This window comes from Nocardioides thalensis (assembly GCF_013410655.1).
In the GTDB taxonomy this organism is placed as follows: Bacteria; Actinomycetota; Actinomycetes; order Propionibacteriales; family Nocardioidaceae; genus Nocardioides; species Nocardioides thalensis.
In genome coordinates, this window is sequence record NZ_JACCFP010000001.1 from 3,374,707 (window position 1) to 3,393,717 (window position 19,011).

The following is a 19,011-nucleotide window of genomic DNA, read 5'->3' on the forward strand; positions in this document are numbered from 1 at the left end:
AGCCTCGCGCGCTGAGTATGCATCCAGACGACGCGGGACGGGGCCGGTTTGGTTCCGTTACGGTCGCTTGCTTGCGCGCAGCGCCTTGAGCCCGAGCGAGCCGAGGGCGGCGGCGATCGCGAAGTTCACGACGATCAGCACGGTGTGGGCGATCCAGTAGCCGGCCGCGCGGTCCTCGCCGGACTCGTAGGCCGAGTAGAGGTTCTTCGCGAAGTTGCCGAACGTCAGGACGTTCCACTCGGCCACGGCCAACAGCAGGATCGCGTGCTTGCGCTCGAACGACATCTCGGTGCTCATCCAGCTCCTCGTCTCTTCCTCAGTACGGCGGCCGCGGCGACCACCGTGGCGACCCCGGCGGCGAATGGGGCGGCCGACCGCGCGACGAGCCCTCGCGGGGGCCCGTGCTCGGCCTCGATCCTCTCGCGCCACGCCAGCGGCGGGGACTGCGGCCCCTGCACGCTCGCCGGGCCGGTGTCGCGCTGGGCGCGCGCGGCGGGGCTGGTGTGCGCCCACGCGGCGGCGTACAGCACGACCTGCGAGAAGTAGTTGATCCAGACCAGGAGGATCAGCGCGATCCCGAACGCCTGGAACGCCGGCTGCCCCCTGGTGGTCGAGAGCAGCACGCCGGAGAGCTGCTTGAGCAGCTCGAACCCGATGCCGCCCAGCAGCGCGCCCGCCCACAGCGAGCGCCGTGGGGTCGGCGGCTGGGCGAGCAGCCGGAACATCAGGAAGAACAGCAGCGTGCTGGCCGCGACGCCCAGCAGGATGCCGAGCACCCAGAGCAGCCAGCCGAGCTCGGAGCCGAGCCCGAGCTCCTCGAGGATCCAGCCGGAGATCCGCGTCGCCACCCCCGAGACGCCGACGCTGGTCAGGAGCACCACCCCGAGGAGGACGAGCGACACCAGGTCGCGCACCTTCCCGGACACGAAGCCCGGCAGCATCCGGGCGGGCTCCTCGAACACCGCCACCAGCGCGCTGCGGAGCGCGGACAGCCAGCCCAGCCCGGCGTACAGCACGCCGACGAGACCGATCGGGCCGACGATGCGCCCGGCCTCCTCGATCTCCGTCAGGGAGATCTCGTTGTCCCGGCTGCCGATGATGCCCGGCAGCACGTCCTCGATGGCCTTGACCAGGGCGTCGTTGGCGTCGGGGTAGACCCGGGCGATCCAACCGACCGCGAAGAACGCCAACGCCAGGACCGGGAACACCGACAGGAACGCGAAGTAGGTGACCCCCCCGGCATGCTGGCTGCCGTTCACGCCGCTGTAGTGGCCCACCGTGCGGAGGGCGTGGTCGAGCACCGGCCAGCGCTCGCGCGCGGCCTCGAGCCGTCGCTTCACCCCGTCGAAGACCATCGGTTCCCCCGTTCCATGAGCGACAGGCGTTGGGTCAGAGCGGGAAGCTGCGGGTCGCCTTCCAGCCGGCCGGGCCGTGGTGCACGTAGAGCTGGAACTCGGTCACGTCGAAGACGCACTCGAAGCCGGCGAGCTCCTCGAACGCCCGGTCCAGCGCGGCGTCGCCGACGTGATGGGCGACGGTCACGTGCGGGTGGTAGGGGAAGTCGAGGTCGACGGCCAGCGGTCCACGCCGTACGGCGTCCGCGAGCAGCTCGCACTCGGAGATCCCTTCGACCAGGCCGACGAAGACGACCGGGGAGACGGGCCGGAACGTGCCCGTTCCGCGCAGGTGGACGCGGAACGGTGCCCGGCCGGCGGCCGCCTCGGCGAGGTGCTGCTCGATGCCGGCGAGGTCGCCGTCGATCGCCATCGGCGGGATGAGCGTGATGTGCGTGGGCACGCCGGCGGCGGTGGGGTCGCCGACCGACAGGCGGAACTCGTGGAGCTCGGTGGCCCACGGCTCGGGCACCTCGATCGCGACGCCGATGGTCGTCATCCCGTCGGAGCCCCCGGGCGGCTCGGTGCGGAACGTCGACATCAGCTCGGTACCGCCCCCGTCGGAGCGACGAAGCCCACGCGCTGGTAGACGTCGCGCAGCGTCGCGCGGGCGACGCTGCCGGCCGTCTCGGCCCCCTGGGCGAGCACCTTCATCAGGTGGTCCTGGTCGTCGAGCAGCTCCAGGGTGCGCTCCCGGAACGGGGTCACGAACCCTACGACGAGCTCGGCCACCTCGCCCTTGAGGTCGCCGTAGCCCCTGCCGGCGTACTGCTCCTCGAGCGCGCTGATCGGCTCGCCGCTCAGCGCCGAGTGGATCGTGAGCAGGTTGCTGATGCCGGGCTTGGCCTGGGCGTCGAAGCGGATCTCGGAGCCGGAGTCGGTGACGGCGGAGCGGATCCGCTTCGCGGTGACCTTCGGCTCGTCGAGCAGCCAGATGCACCCGCTGCCGCCGATGCTCTTCGACATCTGTTTCTCGGGGTTCTGGAGGTCGTAGATCTTCGCGGTGGACTTGAGGATGTAGGGCTCGGGCACCCGGAACGTCTTCTTGTAGCGGCTGTTGAAGCGCTGCGCGAGGTCGCGGGTGAGCTCGAGGTGCTGGCGCTGGTCCTCGCCGACGGGCACGTAGTGCGGCCGGTAGAGCAGGATGTCGGCCGCCTGCAGGATCGGGTAGGTGAACAGGCCCACCGAGGCCGCGCCCTCCCCCTGCTTGGCGGACTTGTCCTTGAACTGGGTCATCCGCCGGGCCTCGCCGAAGCCGGTCAGGCAGTTGAGCACCCAGCCGAGCTGCGCGTGCTCGGGCAGCTGGCTCTGCACGAAGACGGCCGACCGCGCTGGATCGATGCCGGCGGCGAGCAGCTGCGCGGCGGCGACGAGGGTGCGCTGGCGGAGCACCTTGGGGTCCTGCTCGACCGTGATCGCGTGCAGGTCGGCGATGAAGAAGAACGGCTGGTGGTCGCGCTGGAGGTCCACCCACTGCCGGAGCGCACCGAGGTAGTTCCCGAAGTGGAACGAGTCGGCGGTCGGCTGGATCCCGGAGAGCACCCGCGGGCGGGCGCCTCCCCCGGACGTGGCCGGCGGCGCCGTCTCGGGCAGCGGCTGCTCGGTCGTGGCGGACATGCGGGTGATTCTCTCAGGCGCCGGCCGTCGCCGGGAAACGGGTTGCCGTGTGTGTCTTTACACTTCGCCGGTGACCAACCCCAATGCACCAGAGCCGGCCGGCACTACCCAAGGCGCCTGGCCGTATGGCCCGATGGCGACACGTCCGCGAGCGCCGTTCGGCCTAGCCGTCGCCACGACGGTGCTCGCGATCGCGTGGACTGCGGCCGAGCTGGTGACGGTCCTCACCTCGTTCCCGGCCGCTGACGAGTTCGCGGCCGTCGTCGAGCGCGGCGGTTCGTCGTACGACGTCTTCACCGCTTACGACGCGTTCGAGCTGCTGCTGTTCCCGGTGATGATCGCCACCTACATCGTCGCCTGCGTGTGGCTCCAGTCGGCGCGGAAGACGGCCCAGATCATCTCGCCCCGGTTCTCGCACACCCGCCGCCCGGTGTGGGTGTGGCTCGGCTGGTGGGTGCCGATCGTCTCGTTCTGGTTCCCCTACCAGGTCGTCCGGGACGTCCGGGACAACAGCTCCACCTCCGCCGTGCCAACGGTCGGCCTCGGGCTCTGGTGGACGGCGTGGCTGGTGTACATCATCGACAGTCGGGTGACCGCGCGGCTGATGTCGTCCACCGACGCCGACATCGTCGCTGCCCTGCCCGTGTTCGAGAGCATCGGCGGCGTGGCGGTCGCGGTCGCCTGTGTTCAGTGGTGCCGGCTGGTCCGCTCGATCACCGCGGCACAAGAGGCGCGGATCGCCGCCGCCGTCTGAACCGCGCGCTCAGCGCGCGGCCGCAGCCCCGTCTCGACGGTGCACGGCGGCGGACCACAGCAGCAGGCCCAGGCCGAGCACCGACAGCCCGGCGCCGACGAGCGCGGGTGCCCGGTATCCGTGGCCGGCGGCGATCACCAGGCCGCCGAGCCAGGCGCCGAGCGCGTTGGCGATGTTGAGGGCGGCGTGGTTCATGGCCGCCCCCAGCGTGACCGCGTCGCCCGCGACGTCCATCAGCCGCAACTGCAGGTTGATGACCAGGACCGAGGCGATCGCCGTGGTCAGGAACGCGACAGGGAGCAGCACCCAGCCGCCGGGCGCGGCGGCGAAGTAGACGAGCATGATCACGACCCCGCCGACCGACGACAGCAGCAGGCTGCGGAACACCGACCAGGCTGCGAGCTCGCCCGCGAGCCAGGTGCCGACGACCATGCCGAGACCCAGCGCGAGCACGAAGAGCGGCACGGCCCCGCGCTCCAGCCCGCCCACGTCGGTGACGGTCTTCGCGACGTACGAGTAGATCGCGAACATCCCGCCGAAGCCGATCGCACCGGCGGCCATCGTCAGCCAGACCTGGCCGTTGGTGAAGAACGAGCCGGCCTCGCGGCGGCCGCTCGCCTCGCTGTCGCCGGGCACCGACGGCACCACGGCGAGGATCAGCGCGACCGTCAGCGCGGCGAGCACCGCGCAGACGAGGTACGTCGCCCGCCAGCCCACCTGCTGGCCGAGCCAGGTCGCGGTCGGCACGCCGAGCACGTTGGCGACCGACAGGCCCAGCATCACGCTCGCCACCGCGCGGCCACGGCGTGCGGGCACGACGAGGCTGGCCGCGACCAGGCTCGCGACACCGAAGTAGGCGCCGTGCGGCAGGCCGTCGAGGAAGCGCGCGGCCGTCAGCACCTCGAAGCTCGGCGCGGCGGCGCTCACGAGGTTGCCGGCGGCGTACGCCGTCATCAGGCCGACCAGCATCGCGCGGCGCGGGAGCGCGGCCCCGAAGAACGCGAGGAACGGCACGCCGACCACGACGCCGAGCGCGTAGGCCGAGATCACGTGGCCCGCCGTCGGCACCGAGACGTCGACGCCGCGCGCGACCTCGGGGAGCACGCCCATGGTGACGAACTCGGTCGTGCCGATCGTGAACCCGCCGAACGCCAGGGCGAGGATCGCGAGAGCCGGCCGCGACGTGCGTACGTCGGGGGTCGGGTCGGCGGTCTCGGTGGTCGCGGCGGGAGAGGTCACGTGTGGCTGCAACACCGCCGGAAGGTCGGGGCATTCCGCCGGCGGCCCGGAACCGCCCGTCGGCGGTGTGTGACCGCTCACCCCGCGAGGTGTCCCCAGTCGGGCGCCAGCTCGGTCCACCGGCCCACCGCGGCGACGGCCCCGTCGACGAGCACGACGACGCGGTCTGCGCGGGCGAGCGCGGCCCGCTTGGACGTGGCGCCGATGACCGTCTGGCCGCGGGCGCGGAGCGCCGTCCAGAGCTCGATCTCGGTGGTGGCGTCGAGGGCGCTGGACACGTCGTCGGCGAGCAGCAGCTCGGCGTCGGTCGCGAGCGCGCGGGCGAGCGCGAGCCGCTGCACCTGGCCGCCGGAGAGCCGCACGCCGCGGTGACCGACGAGCGCCTCCTTGCCACCCGCCTCGTCGACGTCGGGAGCGAGCATCGCGTCGGTCACGGGGCCCTCGAACGCCCGGTGGTGACCGAGGCGCACGTTGTCGGCGAAGGTGCCGGAGAGGACCCGCGGCACCTGGGCGACGTGGGCCACCTGCCCGGGCCGGAGGAAGGTCTGCGGGTCGGTGACCGGGGCGCCGTTCCACCGGATCTCGCCGCGGTGCTCGATCAGCCCGGCCAGGGCCGCGAGCAGGCTCGACTTCCCGGACCCGACCTGCCCGACCAGCAGCACCAGCTCGCCGGCCTCGACGGCGAGATCGACGCCGCTCACCCCGATCGTGCCGTCGTCGTGGACGGCCTCGAGGCCGACCAGGTCGAGGCGCTCCAGCGGCAGTCGCTCGACAGGCGCGGGCTCGGGGGCCCGGCCCGTCACCAGGTCGACGCCGGGAGGCAGGTCCATGAGGTCGGCGCCCCCGGCGAACCGGCTGGTCTCCTGCTGCCAGGCGCGCGTGCCCGGGGCCTCGGTCACGACCATGCCGGCGACGCGCCCGAACCAGTCGAACCCGGCGACCGCGTTGGCGACGAGCAGCGTCGTGGCGAGGCCCCAGCCGCCCCACACGTGGATCGCCCACGCGGTGACCACGCCGCACTGCACCATCACCATCGGGACGCCGTCGAGCACGGACTGCACCCGGTGCTCGCGCACCGCGGCGGCGACGCGACCCGAGTCGACGGAGCGCAGGTGGGCGTGCACGTCGGGCGTCGCGGCCGCGAGCTTGATCGTGCGGGCCGCCTCCAAGGCCGAGACGAGCGCGCGGCCGAACCGGGCGCGCGCGGCCGAGGCCGCGGCGGCCGACCGGCCCGCGATGGGCCGGCCCACGGCGGAGGCGACCGCCGAGGTGACGAGCACCGCGAGCAGCACCGCTCCCGCCACCCAGGTGCCGGCGACGATCGCCGTCACCGCCGCGATGATCATGCCGTTGACGAAGTCGACCCAGCGGTCGGCGTAGCGCGCGTAGCGGTCGGCGTCCATCGACCTGGCGACCACCTCGCCCGGCGGCGTGCGGGGCAGCCGGCGCTGGCCGGTCTGGCCGTGCAGCACCGACATCCGGGTGCGCAGCATGACCTCGATCCACCACCGCGGGTAGCGGAAGAACGCGTCGGCGAGCAGCAGCGGCGCGGCCAGCAGCGACACGACGAGCGCGACCACGAGCGGCCCGGGGGCGTCGCCGCGCTGGAGGTCCTCGACCACGTGCCCCCACAGGAGTCCGGTGATCGCGCCCTGGGCGCCGGCCAGCGACGCCAGCAGGAACCACAGCGCGCCGAGCGCGCCCCAGGCGGGGCGCACCGAGAGCACGTGGGCGATGCCGCGGGCGAGCGACGGCCCGGTGCCGACCTCCGGCAGGTCGGGCGCGGGACCCGAGCGGCGCTGCCCACCCACGGCGCCCGCGACCGGCTCGTCGGCGGGTCCGGCGTGCGACGCGGACTCCTCGCGGCTCGCGCGGAGCAGGTCGGCGTAGGGGCCGGCGACGACCGCCAGCTCTGCGCGCGGGCCGACCTGGGCGACCCGTCCGTGGTCGAGCACGGCGACCAGCGGGGCGCGCTCGATGGTCGACAGGCGGTGCGCCACCAGGATGCCGGTGCGGCCGGTGAGCAGCCGGTCGGCGGCGGCGACCACGCGCCGCTCGGTCAGCGGGTCCATCCGCGCCGTCGCCTCGTCGAGGACGACCACCTTGACGTGGCGGACGAGCAGCCGCGCGAACGCGACGAGCTGCTCCTCGCCGGCCGACAGCGTCGTACCGCCGGGTCCGAGGAGGGTGTCGAGTCCCTCGGGGAGGCCGGCGACCCACTCCCCCAGTCCGAGCTCCTGCACGGCCGCCTCGATCTCAGCGCGCGGGTGGGAGCCGAAGAGCGTGATGTTGTCGGCCAGGGTGCCGGCGAGGATCTCGGTGCGCTGCGTGACGACGCCGACGCCCGCGCGCAGGCGCTGAAGGTCGAGGTCGACCACGTCGGTGCCGCCGATGAAGACCGACCCGCGCGGCGGCTCGACCGCACGCGAGAGCAGCGACGCGAGCGTCGACTTGCCCGAGCCGGAGCGACCGACGAGCGCGAGGGTCTGGCCGGCGGGCACGCGCAGGTTGATCCCCTGAAGGGCGAATCCGCCCTCCGGGTAGGCGAAGTGGAGGTCGCGGACCTCGACGTCGGCGGTGTCCGGCACGGCGAGCCCGCCGACCGGCTCGGGCTCGACCGCGAGCATCTGGCGCAGCCGGATCACGGCACCGAAGCCCGCCTGCAGGTCGGGCAAGTGGTTGGCGAGCATCGCGATCTGGCCGACGAACGTGGAGGTGACCAGGAACAGCGTCACCAGGCCGGCAACGGTCAGGTCGCCGTCGAGGGCGAGCGCGACGCCGGCGACCCCGATGCCGGCGAGCAGGGCGTGCAGGAGCACGCCGGCCCGGCGGCCGAGTCGCGCCTCGACCGTGACGACGGCCAGGAACCGCTCGTGCACGGCCGCCGACAGCAGGGCGATCCGCTGCACGACGTGGGCCTGGCCCAGGCTCGTGCGCAGGTCGTCGCGTCCGGCGATCCCCTCCTCGAGGGCGGCCGCGTGGTCGGTCCAGGCCATCTCCTCGACGACCTTCAGCTGCGCGATCCGGCCGAGCAGCGGCCGCACGACCACCCAGGTGACGCCGGCGAGCAGCGGGAAGAGCAGCCAGGCGGGCCACCAGGTGGCGCCCGCGACGATCCACATCGGCACCGTGCTGAACACGGTGCGGAAGAGCATCCAGAGCTGCCAGCGCAGCAGGTTGCCCACCTCGTGGGTGTCGTCGTCGACGCGGTCGAGGATCTCGCCGACGGCCTGCTCGGTCAGCGCCGGCAGCGGCTGCCGCATCGCGGCGTCGAGCAGGTCGTCGCGGAGCCTGCCCTCGGCCCGGTCGGACGCGCCGACCCAGATGACCTTGCCGGTGGTGTCGATGATCGAGGCGCCGACGACGCAGAGGGCCAGCAGCCACACCAGCGACGTGCCGGGGTCCTGCGCGAGCCGGCCGGCGATGACGGTGCCGGCGGTGGTGCCGAGCGCGGCGATCGCCGAGCAGGCGAGCGCGACCGCTACCAGGGGCGAGCGCAGCCGCCGCCAGTCGATGCGCCGGGAGGGGTCGACCGGCGCGTGGTCACCGCCGCCGTGGGGGCCGCCGTCACCGCCCCGGGGCGGGTTCGGGGCGGGTTCGGTGGTGGCGGTCAGTGCTCCGGTCATGGCTGCTCGACAGTACGTCGAAGCACCGACCCGCCACCTCCGATTTTCTGGTCTCCCCCGCGCCCGTCAGAGGGCGGCGAGCGCCTCGTTGAACGTCGCGCTCGGGCGCATCACCGCGGCGGTCTTCTCCTTGTCCGGCGCGAAGTAGCCGCCGATGTCGGCCGGGCTGCCCTGGACCGCGATCAGCTCCTCGGCGATCTTCGCCTCGTTCTCGCGCAGCGTCTTCGCGAGCGGCGCGAACACGGCCGCGAGCTCGGCGTTGTCGGTCTGCGCCGCGAGCTCCTCGGCCCAGTAGAGGGCGAGGTAGAAGTGCGAGCCGCGGTTGTCGGTGGTGCCGAGCTTGCGGCCCGGGGACCGGTCCTCGTTGAGGAACGTCTCGGTGGCCTTGTCGAGCGTCGCGCCGAGCACCCGGGCGCCGGGGTTGTCGAACCGGTCGGCGAGGTGGTCGAACGAGGCCGCCAGGGCGAAGAACTCGCCGAGGCTGTCCCAGCGCAGGTAGTTCTCCTGCACGAGCTGCTGCACGTGCTTCGGGGCCGAGCCGCCCGCGCCGGTCTCGAACAGGCCGCCGCCGTTCATGAGCGGGACGATCGAGAGCATCTTCGCCGACGTACCGAGCTCGAGGATCGGGAACAGGTCGGTGTTGTAGTCGCGCAGGACGTTGCCGGTCACCGAGATGGTGTCCTCGCCCTTGCGGATCCGCTCGAGCGAGTAGGCGCACGCGTCGGCCGGCGCGAGGATCTCGATGGTGAGGCCCTCGGTGTCGTGGTCGGCGAGGTACTCGTTGACCTTGGCGATCAGGTTGGCGTCGTGGGCGCGGGTCTCGTCGAGCCAGAACACGGCCGGCACGCCGGTGGCACGGGCGCGGGTGACCGCGAGCTTCACCCAGTCCTGGATGGAGGCGTCCTTGGTCTGGCAGGCGCGCCAGATGTCGCCGGCCCCGACCTGGTGCTCGATCAGCGCCTCGCCCGCGCCGTTGACGACGCGGATGGTGCCGTCGGCGGGGGCCTCGAAGGTCTTGTCGTGCGAGCCGTACTCCTCGGCCGCCTTCGCCATCAGGCCGACGTTGGGCACCGAGCCCATGGTGGCCGGGTCGAACGCGCCGTTGGCGCGGCAGTCGTCGATCACGGTCTGGTAGACGCCGGCGTACGACGAGTCGGGGATCACGGCGAGCGTGTCGTCCTCCTGGCCGTCGGGGCCCCACATGTGGCCGCCGATGCGGATCATCGCCGGCATCGACGCGTCGACGATGACGTCGGAGGGCACGTGCAGGTTGGTGATGCCCTTGTCGGAGTCGACCATCGCCATCCGCGGGCCGTCGGCGAGCGCCTTCTCGATCGCCGCCTTGATCTCGGCGCCGTTGTCGAGCTTGTCGAGGCCGGAGAGGATGCCGCCGAGGCCGTCGTTGGGCGACAGCTCGGCCTTGGCGAGGTTGGCGCCGTACTGCTCGAAGACGGGCCGGAAGAACGTCTTCACGACGTGGCCGAAGATGATCGGGTCGGAGACCTTCATCATCGTGGCCTTCAGGTGGAGCGAGAACAGCACGTCCTCGTCCTTGGCGCGCTGGATGGCGCCGGCGAGGAACTCCTCGAGCGCCTCGACGTCCATGAACGTGCCGTCGACGACCTCGCCGGCGAGCACCGGGACCGACTCCTTGAGGACGGTCACCGTGCCGTCGGCGGCGACGTGCTCGATGCGGAGGGTGTCGTCGGCGGGGATCACGACGGACTTCTCGTTGGAGCGGAAGTCGCGCTGGCCCATGGTCGCCACGTTGGTCTTGGAGTCGGAGGTCCACTCGCCCATGCGGTGGGGGTGCGACTTCGCGTAGTTCTTCACCGCGGCGGGAGCGCGGCGGTCGGAGTTGCCCTCGCGCAGGACCGGGTTGACCGCGGATCCCTTGACCTTGTCGTACTTCGCGCGGGCCTCGCGCTCGGCGTCGTTGTCGGGGCTCTCCGGGTAGTCGGGGATGTCGAAGCCCTTGGCCTGCAGCTCCTTGATCGCCGCCTTCAGCTGCGGGATCGAGGCGGAGATGTTGGGCAGCTTGATGATGTTGGCCTCGGGCTTCGTCGCGAGCTCGCCCAGCTCGGCGAGCGCGTCGTCGGCCAGGCCGAACTGCGCGAGGATGCGCGCGGCCACCGAGATGTCGCGGGTCTCGACCGAGACGCCGGCCTTCGCGGCGTACGCCTCGATGATCGGGAGGAACGAGAACGTCGCCAGCAGCGGCGCCTCGTCGGTGTGGGTGTAGATGATCGACCCGGCGGTCAGTTCGTTGGCCATGGTGCGGCGTCGCTCCTGAGGTTGGACGAAGTTGCTTGACGTCAAGATATCTCACGGGGTCCCGACCGGCCCAGCCTCGCACCGCGAGGGAGACGCGGCAAACGCCTCCGGATCGCTACAGTTCGGTTGAACCCGGCTGGTTTTCGGGAGCCCGTTCCGAGGAAGAGAGCTAGTCATGACTGACGCGACAGCTGCCGTCACACCGGCAGTGACCCCACCCACCCTCGTCCAGAAGCTCGCCGCCGAGGCGATCGGCACCATGGTGCTCGTGGTCATCGGCTGCGGCGCCGCCGTGATGACCGGCGTCGACATCGCCGCGACCGGACTCGCGTTCGGCATCGCGATCGTGATGATGGCCTACGCCTTCGGCCGCATCTCGGGCGGTCACTTCAACCCGGCCGTCTCCGTGGGCGCCGCGCTCGCCGGACGCATCTCGTGGACCAACGCGGCCCTGTACGCCGCCGCGCAGGTCGTGGGCGGCCTCGTCGGCGCGCTGGTGCTGTGGGTGCTGCTCCACGGCTTCGACGGCTACGACTCCTCCCGCGACGGCATCGGCGCGAACCTGTTCGGCGACCAGGGCAGCGGCTACGAGTGGTGGGCCGCCCTGCTGCTCGAGATCGTGCTCACCGCGATCTTCGTGCTCGTGATCCTCGCGGTCACCGACGAGCGCAACGACACGGTGGCGTTCGCGCCGCTGGCGATCGGCCTCGCGCTGGCCGCGATCCACTTCGTCGGCATCCCCGCCACCGGCACGTCGGTCAACCCGGCGCGCTCGATCGGCCCCGGCATCTTCACGTTCGACGGCGACCAGATCCTGCAGCAGTGGGTCTTCATCGTCGCGCCGCTGGTCGGCGCTGCGGTGATGGGCTTCGCCTACCCGCTGCTGTTCGGCCGCGGGGCCGACCCGGTGCCGGGCTCGGGCCTCGGTGGCGGCGCCCGCGTCGCCGCGGGTGTGCCGGGCCTCGGCGCGCCCAACGCGTTCGAGCAGCAGTGGAACCAGCAGGACTACCCGCAGCAGGCCGGCCAGCAGCCCGCGCAGCAGGAGCAGCCGATCATCCAGGACGGCTGGCAGTGGGACCCCGCCGCCCAGCAGTGGATCCCGGCGCAGCAGCAGCAGCCCGCTCCGCAGCAGCCCGGCCAGCAGGGCGGCTGGGCGCCGCCGGCCGGCGGTGACCAGACGCAGGTCCGGCCGCCGCAGTAGCAGCGGCCTCCTCCCTCACGAAGGGGGTTCCTCCACGCGGAGGAGCCCCCTCGTGTCATTTCCGGTCTCGACCGCCACCAAGCCCACGCCCGCGGCGAAGTACTCGCGACGCTCCCCCTCGTCGTCGTGCACCTCCAGCACGACCACCTCGTCGTACTCCCCCGCCGGGACGGACACCGTCTCGTCGACGCCGACGACCTCCGCGCGGACCTCGAGGCCGGGGGCGTCGGCCATCACGAAGCCGTCGCCGAGGCGCGGTTCGGCGGGCATCGCCAGGCCGGGCTCGGCGAACAGCGCGTCGTCGCGCCCCATCCACCACACGTTGCCGTCGTCGTCCTGGGCGTAGAGGTCGACGGCCCCGTCTGCCGGCTCGCCGGGCTCGGTGGTCGCGAGCTCGACGAGCGCGAACCCGTCCTGCGTCGCCGTGCCGAGCACGGACATCCGCGCGCGGTCGTCGTACTCCCAGGCCTCGACCCGCGCAAGCGGCAGCCACCGGTTGGTGACCTCCGCGGCGAAGTCGTCCGGGTCGGGCGACGGGGTCGGGATCGTGAGCTCGTCCACGCCGGTGGGGTCGTACGGCGCCGAGGCCGAGCCGCAGGCGGCCAGCGTGCTGACGGCCAGGCAGAGGACAGCGATCGTCGAGCGGCGCACGGAGGCATCGTTCCAGCAGCGGTGCCCGCGTGCGACCACGGGTCGTCCCGCTGCTAGCGTCCAGAGCACTCCCCGCCTCGTCTGATCCAATGAAGGAGTTCTCGTGAGCGACACGCCCCTGAAGGTGGCCGTGACCGGCGCCGCCGGTCAGATCGGCTACAGCCTGCTGTTCCGCATCGCCAGCGGAGCGATCGCCGGCGACCGCCCCGTCGAGCTGCGCCTGCTCGAGATCGAGCCGGCCCTCAAGGCCCTCGAGGGTGTCGTCATGGAGCTCGACGACTGCGCCTTCCCGAACCTCGCCGGCATCGAGATCGGCGCCGACCCGGAGAAGATCTTCGACGGCGTCAACCTCGCGCTGCTCGTCGGCGCCCGCCCCCGCGGCCCGGGCATGGAGCGCGGCGACCTGCTGTCCGCCAACGGCGCGATCTTCACCGCGCAGGGCAAGGCGCTCAACGCCGTCGCCGCCGACGACGTCCGGGTGGGCGTGACCGGCAACCCGGCCAACACCAACGCGCTGATCGCGGCCAGCAACGCGCCCGACATCCCCAAGGAGCGGTTCTCGGCGCTCACCCGCCTCGACCACAACCGCGCGATCTCGCAGCTCGCCGCCAAGACCGGCGCCAAGGTCACCGACATCAAGAAGATGACGATCTGGGGCAACCACTCGGCGACGCAGTACCCCGACCTCTTCCACGCCGAGATCGGCGGCCGCAACGCCGCCGAGGTCGTCGGCGACCAGGACTGGCTCGAGAACACCTTCATCCCGACCGTCGCCAAGCGCGGCGCGGCGATCATCGACGCGCGCGGCGCCTCGTCCGCCGCGTCGGCCGCCTCCGCCACGTGCGACGCCGCTCGCGACTGGCTGCACGGCACCCCCGAGGGCGACTGGGTCTCGATGGCCGTCGTCTCCGACGGCTCCTACGGCGTGCCGGAGGGCCTGGTCTCCTCGTTCCCGGTCACCACCGCGAACGGCGACTGGAGCATCGTCCAGGGCCTCGACATCGACGACTTCTCCCGCGCGAAGATCGACGCCTCGGTCGCCGAGCTCGCCGACGAGAAGAACGCCGTCACGGAGCTGGGCCTCATCTGACCGACGCCGAGTCGGCTCGTCTTCACGCTTGAGAAGGGCCGAGTCGGCGCGTGATCACGCGCCGACTCGGCATCCTGGTGAAGATGGGCCGACTCGCGCTATTTCAGGCGTGAAGATGAGCCGACTCGGCGCTAGAGGCCGGGCTGGTCGGGGATGCTCGAGGCGAGGAAGAACAGGACGGCGCTGACGCTGCCCACGACCACGACGTCGACCCAGCGGCGCCGTACGGCGAGCATGCCGGCGTCCTTCTGGGGCAGCACCAGCCGGAAGACCGCGGCGGCGGCGAGGGCGCCGGCGATGACCCGGATGCCGACCCGCCAGTCGGCGAAGGCGACGAGCACCAGGCCCGCACCCATCGCCAGGAGCACGCAGAGGTAGAGCGCGCCGCCGATCGTCGACGGGTAGCGGCGCGGCTCCTCCGCGTCGGCCTCCGGAGCGACGCCGGCGTCGTGCTCCTCGTTCTGGTCCTCGATGAGGGTCACGTCCCTCAGTGTGCTCGTCCGGCGGCCTTCTCGGCCATCGACACGACGTTGGCGAGCAGCATGGCGCGGGTCATCGGGCCGACGCCGCCCGGGTTGGGCGACACCCAGCCCGCGGTCTCCCACACGTCGGGGGCGACGTCGCCCGCGAGCTTGCCCTCGACCCGCGAGACGCCGACGTCGAGCACGGCGGCGCCGGGCTTGACCATCTCGCCGGTGACGATGCCGGGGACGCCGGCCGCGGCGACGACGATGTCGGCCTCGCGCACGTGCGCGGCGAGGTCGACGGTGCCGGTGTGGCAGAGCGTCACCGTGGCGTTCTCGGAGCGGCGGGTCAGGAGCAGGCCGAGCGGGCGGCCGACGGTGATGCCGCGGCCGACGACGACCACCTTGGCGCCCGCGATCGGGACGTCGTGGCGGCGCAGCAGCTCGACGATGCCGTACGGCGTGCAGGGCAGCGGCGCCTCGTGCCCCAGGACCAGCCAGCCCAGGTTGGTCGGGTGGAGGCCGTCGGCGTCCTTGGCGGGGTCGATCATGCCGAGCACGCGCAGCTCGTCACGGCCGCGCGGGAGCGGGAGCTGGACGATGTAGCCGGTGCAGGCGGGGTCGGCGTTGAGGTCGAGCACCGCCTGCTCGATCTCCTCCTGGCTCGCGGTCTCGGGCAGGTCGACGCGGATCGACGCGATGCCGACCTCGGCGCAGTCCTTGTGCTTGCCGTTGACGTACCAGCGCGAGCCCGGGTCGTCGCCGACCAGGACGGTGCCGAGGCCGGGCGTGATGCCCTGCTCCTTCAGCATGGCCACGCGCTCGCGCAGCTCGTCCTTGATCGCCGCCGCGGTGGCGGACCCGTCGAGCTTCTGTGCGGTCACGGTGTGTTCGTCCCTCTCAGTGCGCGAAGTGCCGGGTGCCGGTGAAGTACATGGTGACGCCCGCAGCCTTGCAGGCCTCGATCGTCTCCTCGTCGCGCACCGAGCCGCCCGGCTGCACGATCGCCTTCACGCCGGCGTCGAGCAGGATCTGGGGGCCGTCGGCGAACGGGAAGAAGGCGTCGGACGCGGCGACGGCGCCTCGCGCGCGCTCCGCCCCCTCGACGAGGGAGTTGGCGCGCTCGACGGCGAGCCGGCACGAGTCCACACGGTTGACCTGGCCCATGCCGATGCCGACCGACGCACCGCCGCTCGCGAGCAGGATCGCGTTGGACTTGGCGGCCCGGACGGCGCGCCACGCGAACGCCAGGTCGGCGAGGGTCTGCTCGTCCGCGGCGTCGCCGGTCGCCAGCGTCCAGGCGGCCGGGTCGTCGCCGTCGGCCTGGAAGCGGTCGGCGTGCTGCATCAGCAGGCCGCCGCTGATCGGGCGGGTCTCGACGCCCCCGGGCGCGAGGTCCTCGGCGACGAGGATGCGGATGTTCTTCTTCCGCTGCAGCACCTCGACAGCACCGTCGTCGTAGCCAGGGGCGACGATGACCTCGGTGAAGATCTCGGCGACCTGCTCGGCCATCGCGACCGAGACCGGGCGGTTGGCCGCGATCACGCCGCCGAACGCGGAGACCGGGTCGCACTCGTGCGCGCGCCGGTGGGCCTCGGCCACGTCGCCGCCCACGGCGATGCCGCAGGGGTTGGCGTGCTTGATGATCGCCACGGCCGGCTCGTCGAGGTCGTACGCCGCCCGCCGGGCCGCGTCGGTGTCGACGTAGTTGTTGTAGGACATCTCCTTGCCGTGCAGCTGCTCGGCGGCCGCGAGGCCGCCGGGGCCGAAGCCGTGGCGGTAGAGCGCGGCGGGCTGGTGCGGGTTCTCGCCGTAGCGCAGGACGGCCGCCTTGTCCCAGGTCGCGCCGGCCCAGGCCGGGAAGCCGGTGCCCTCGGAGGTGTCGGTCACGACGTTGCCCATCCACGAGGCGACGTGCACGTCGTAGGTCGCGGTGTGGACGAACGCCTTGGCGGCGAGCGCCTCCCGCTCGGCGAGGGTGAAGCCGCCGGCGCGCGCGGCCTCCAGCGCCCGGACGTAGTCGGCGCCGTCGGTCACGATCGCGACCGAGGCGTGGTTCTTCGCCGCGGCGCGCACCATCGACGGGCCGCCGATGTCGATCTTCTCGATGCACTCCTGCGGGGTGGCGCCCGACATCACGGTCTCGGTGAACGGATAGAGGTTCACCACGACCAGGTCGAACGGCGCGACGCCGAGCTCCTCGAGCTGCTGGACGTGCTCGGGCAGGCGGCGGTCGGCGAGGATGCCGGCGTGCACCTTCGGGTGCAGGGTCTTCACGCGGCCGTCGAGGCACTCGGGGAACCCGGTGAGGTCCTCGACCTTGGTGACCGGCAGACCGAGCGACTCGATGAGGGCGGCCGAGCCGCCGGTCGACACCAGCTCCACGCCGGCGTCGGCCAGCCCGCGGACCAGGTCGTCGAGACCGGTCTTGTCGAAGACGGAGACGAGTGCTCGCTTGATCGGGATCCGGGCGTCGCTCACGTCAGTGGTTCTCCTCATCGGGTCGGTGCTTCACGATGAGAGGCACCCAGGCGGTCGATGCCGGCTCTTCACTCCCCGGTGGTCCCCCACCTGCGCCAGTCGTGTGCTGCGCACTCTAGCGACGGGTCACGCCCCGAAGCGAACCCGGCGGCCGTCCACGCGCAGGCCCTCGCGGGCGATCCGGCCGACGCTGTCGACCAGCATGGCGCGCTCGGCGACCTTGATCCGCTCGTGCAGCGACTCGACGGTGTCGTCGTCCTCGACCGGCACCGTGGTCTGCGCCACGATTGCGCCCGTGTCGACGCCGGCGTCGACGACGAACAGCGTCGCTCCGGTCACCTTGACGCCGTAGGCCAGGGCGTCCGCCGGCCCCTGCATGCCCGGGAACGACGGGGACAGCGCCGGGTGGGTGTTGAGCGTGCGGCCGCCGTACGCGTCGAGGAACGCGGGCCCGACCAGCTTCATGAACCCGGCCAGCACGACGAGGTCGGGCGCGAAGGCGGCGACCTCGTCGGCGAGCGCCCGGTCCCAGGCGTCGCGCGACGGGAAGTCCTTCACCCGTGCGGTGAACGTGGGTACGCCGGCGCGCTCCGCGCGCGCCAGCCCCTCGATGCCGTCTCGATCCGCCCCGACGGCCACCACCTGCGCGCCGTACGACGGATCGGCACACGCGTCGAGCAGCGCCTGGAGGTTGGTCCCGCTGCCGGAGACGAGGACGACGAGACGCGCGGGAGTGGCAGGCACGGCGGGGAGTCTAGTGACGACACGGGTGGGTACTCCCCCCGAAGGTCAGACGTAGACGTCATGGCCGTGTGGGTGGTCGGTCTGTGGGGCCCGGCCACCCACACCCTACGTCTCTCCGCGCTCCGCGACCTGCGCTTTCGGCGAAGTGGCCGACGTCACTCAGGCGCGGCCGAGGCGGGCGCGCAGCCGGGCGACCAGGAGCGTACGGCGCTGCCAGCCCACCATCGCCAGCGCGCCGAGCAGCCCGCCGATGCCGAAGCCGGTGACGGCGTGGAGGAGGACGTCGATCGTGTCGGGGCCGACCTCGCGGAGGCGGCCGGGACCGACGGCGCCCCCGGCGACGAGGGTCAGCGCGCCCAGCACCACGCCCGCGGCGAGGCCGCCGCCGCAGCCGCGGATGGCGGCCTGGTCCCAGGGCAGCCGCTGCGACCGCTGGGTCCACGCGGAGACGACGGCCGCAAGCACGACCGGCGTGGCGAGGAGGGCCATGGTCCAGCCAGGTGTCGGCCCGTTGTCGGGGAGCGCCGCGAGCAGGGGGAACATCGGCAGAGGCCCGAGCACCACCTCGGCGGGCGAGACGACCGTGCCGGTGCCGACCGAGAATCCGGGGCCGAGCAGGTAGGCGCCGGAGAACAGCAGGGCGTTGGGCACCACCAGCAGCGTCAGCAGGGTCAGCAGCGCGGTGTCGCCGGCGTCGGCGTGCAGCTGCTCGACGATGTTGGCCGCGGTCGAGAAGTCGAGGACGAACGCCACCAGCAGCGCGACCGCCGACAGCGCCCACCACGCGAGCAGGATCGATCGGGTCAGCGAGGCGCCCGAGCGCAGAGCGGGCGAGAGCGTGGGCAGCCACACCGCCGCTCGACCGCTGCCGCGCGCGATGGCGAGCCCGCCGACGCCGACAGTGAGCAGGAGCGACCAGAGGACCACGCGCGGCGTCGCGGGCTGGGTGGACTGCGTCGCGGTCAGCGCGGCGACCACGACGGCGACGACGACGTAGCCGGTCGTGAACAGAGCGATCGTCAGCGGGACGGTCCAGTCGCGCTCTCCGTCGGCGATCCGGTCGGCGTCGGGGCCGTGCCCGGACACCGACTCGCCGACCCGGTGACCGAGCCGCCAGATCGACCAGGCGCAGATCAGCGTCAGGCCCAGGGGTACGGCGGTGAGCCGCACGCCCTCGACCGTCACCCCCGATCCGTGCGCGCTCAGCCAGAACAGGGAGCCGACGCGCAGCGAGCCGCTCGGGCTGCCCGCGCCGCCGGCGTCGGTCAGGAACCAGCCGACGACCGCGACGGCGAGCGCCACCAGGAGCGGGCCGCCCGCAGCGACCGCGCCGCCGATCACGGAGGTCGGGACGATCGGGCGCCGCGTGCTCAGCTCCCGGCTGACCTCGGCGGCACTGCGCTCCCGGGCGCTGGCGCGGGCCGGCGAGGACTGCAGGGAGGTCATGGCCCCAGCATCGCCCGCGGAGGCGAACGT

At 72.7% G+C, this 19,011-nt stretch carries 16 protein-coding genes and 1 riboswitch; of the genes, 3 read left to right on the plus strand and 13 right to left on the minus strand.

All coding sequences use genetic code 11. From position 1 onward, the window contains the following. Nucleotides 1-57 precede the first annotated feature (57 nt). The 4 genes from HNR19_RS16460 to trpS are packed head-to-tail and all read right to left on the minus strand — an operon-like array spanning nt 58 to nt 3,011. Nucleotides 58-297, minus strand: a complete 240-nt coding sequence (locus HNR19_RS16460) for an SCO4848 family membrane protein (protein ID WP_246303530.1) — start codon at nt 295-297, stop codon at nt 58-60. Continuing rightward, nucleotides 294-1,355, minus strand: coding sequence for a YihY/virulence factor BrkB family protein (locus HNR19_RS16465; RefSeq protein WP_179668921.1), 1,062 nt, complete (start codon nt 1,353-1,355; stop codon nt 294-296). The genes HNR19_RS16460 and HNR19_RS16465 overlap by 4 nt, the downstream gene beginning before the upstream one ends. A gap of 34 nt (nt 1,356-1,389) precedes the next feature. Continuing rightward, nucleotides 1,390-1,935: a 2'-5' RNA ligase family protein gene (locus tag HNR19_RS16470; RefSeq protein WP_246303531.1), complete on the minus strand. Its 546-nt coding sequence runs from the start codon at nt 1,933-1,935 to the stop codon at nt 1,390-1,392. Continuing rightward, nucleotides 1,935-3,011: a tryptophan--tRNA ligase gene (trpS, locus tag HNR19_RS16475; RefSeq protein WP_179668922.1), complete on the minus strand. Its 1,077-nt coding sequence runs from the start codon at nt 3,009-3,011 to the stop codon at nt 1,935-1,937. The genes HNR19_RS16470 and trpS overlap by 1 nt, the downstream gene beginning before the upstream one ends. Nucleotides 3,012-3,144: 133 nt before the next feature. Here trpS and HNR19_RS16480 point away from each other — a divergent pair, with 133 nt between their 5' ends. Further along, nucleotides 3,145-3,765 (plus strand): DUF4328 domain-containing protein, encoded by a 621-nt coding sequence (locus HNR19_RS16480; RefSeq protein ID WP_179668923.1) that lies wholly within the window; start codon nt 3,145-3,147, stop codon nt 3,763-3,765. 9 nt (nt 3,766-3,774) lie between these two features. On the opposite strand, the gene HNR19_RS16485 is transcribed toward HNR19_RS16480, so the two are convergent. The 3 genes from HNR19_RS16485 to HNR19_RS16495 all read right to left on the minus strand — a co-directional run bounded on the left by HNR19_RS16485 (nt 3,775) and on the right by HNR19_RS16495 (nt 10,904). Next, nucleotides 3,775-5,004 (minus strand): MFS transporter, encoded by a 1,230-nt coding sequence (locus HNR19_RS16485; protein ID WP_343047238.1) that lies wholly within the window; start codon nt 5,002-5,004, stop codon nt 3,775-3,777. Between the two features lie 77 nt (nt 5,005-5,081). Further along, nucleotides 5,082-8,630 carry an ATP-binding cassette domain-containing protein gene (locus tag HNR19_RS16490; protein WP_179668924.1) on the minus strand — a complete coding sequence of 1,183 codons (3,549 nt, stop codon included), beginning with the start codon at nt 8,628-8,630 and terminating at the stop codon, nt 5,082-5,084. Between the two features lie 66 nt (nt 8,631-8,696). Continuing rightward, the gene (locus HNR19_RS16495) at nt 8,697-10,904 is read right to left on the minus strand and encodes an NADP-dependent isocitrate dehydrogenase (protein ID WP_218910287.1); all 2,208 of its coding nucleotides are present in this window, start codon (nt 10,902-10,904) and stop codon (nt 8,697-8,699) included. Nucleotides 10,905-11,079: 175 nt separating this feature from the next. Here HNR19_RS16495 and HNR19_RS16500 point away from each other — a divergent pair, with 175 nt between their 5' ends. Continuing rightward, on the plus strand, nt 11,080-12,105 hold the full coding sequence (locus tag HNR19_RS16500) for an MIP/aquaporin family protein (RefSeq protein WP_179668925.1): 1,026 nt from the start codon (nt 11,080-11,082) through the stop codon (nt 12,103-12,105). A 15-nt stretch (nt 12,106-12,120) separates the two neighbouring features. Here the strand turns inward: HNR19_RS16500 and HNR19_RS16505 are convergent, their stop codons facing one another. After that, nucleotides 12,121-12,756: a hypothetical protein gene (locus tag HNR19_RS16505; RefSeq protein WP_179668926.1), complete on the minus strand. Its 636-nt coding sequence runs from the start codon at nt 12,754-12,756 to the stop codon at nt 12,121-12,123. Nucleotides 12,757-12,859: 103 nt separating this feature from the next. Here HNR19_RS16505 and HNR19_RS16510 point away from each other — a divergent pair, with 103 nt between their 5' ends. Then, nucleotides 12,860-13,846, plus strand: a complete 987-nt coding sequence (locus HNR19_RS16510; protein ID WP_179668927.1) for a malate dehydrogenase — start codon at nt 12,860-12,862, stop codon at nt 13,844-13,846. Nucleotides 13,847-13,977: 131 nt separating this feature from the next. On the opposite strand, the gene HNR19_RS23250 is transcribed toward HNR19_RS16510, so the two are convergent. The 5 genes from HNR19_RS23250 to HNR19_RS16535 all read right to left on the minus strand — a co-directional run bounded on the left by HNR19_RS23250 (nt 13,978) and on the right by HNR19_RS16535 (nt 18,981). After that, nucleotides 13,978-14,328: a DUF3017 domain-containing protein gene (locus HNR19_RS23250; protein WP_343047239.1), complete on the minus strand. Its 351-nt coding sequence runs from the start codon at nt 14,326-14,328 to the stop codon at nt 13,978-13,980. Between the two features lie 5 nt (nt 14,329-14,333). Continuing rightward, nucleotides 14,334-15,194 carry a bifunctional methylenetetrahydrofolate dehydrogenase/methenyltetrahydrofolate cyclohydrolase gene (locus tag HNR19_RS16520; protein WP_179668928.1) on the minus strand — a complete coding sequence of 287 codons (861 nt, stop codon included), beginning with the start codon at nt 15,192-15,194 and terminating at the stop codon, nt 14,334-14,336. A gap of 16 nt (nt 15,195-15,210) precedes the next feature. Beyond that, entirely contained in the window at nt 15,211-16,791 is a 1,581-nt protein-coding gene (purH, locus tag HNR19_RS16525) for a bifunctional phosphoribosylaminoimidazolecarboxamide formyltransferase/IMP cyclohydrolase (RefSeq protein WP_343047240.1), read from the minus strand. Nucleotides 16,792-16,828: 37 nt separating this feature from the next. Beyond that, nucleotides 16,829-16,904, minus strand: a riboswitch (ZMP/ZTP riboswitch). 13 nt (nt 16,905-16,917) lie between these two features. Next, nucleotides 16,918-17,535, minus strand: a complete 618-nt coding sequence (purN, locus tag HNR19_RS16530) for a phosphoribosylglycinamide formyltransferase (RefSeq protein WP_179668930.1) — start codon at nt 17,533-17,535, stop codon at nt 16,918-16,920. A gap of 159 nt (nt 17,536-17,694) precedes the next feature. After that, nucleotides 17,695-18,981 (minus strand): cell division protein PerM, encoded by a 1,287-nt coding sequence (locus tag HNR19_RS16535; protein ID WP_179668931.1) that lies wholly within the window; start codon nt 18,979-18,981, stop codon nt 17,695-17,697. Nucleotides 18,982-19,011: the final 30 nt, after the last annotated feature.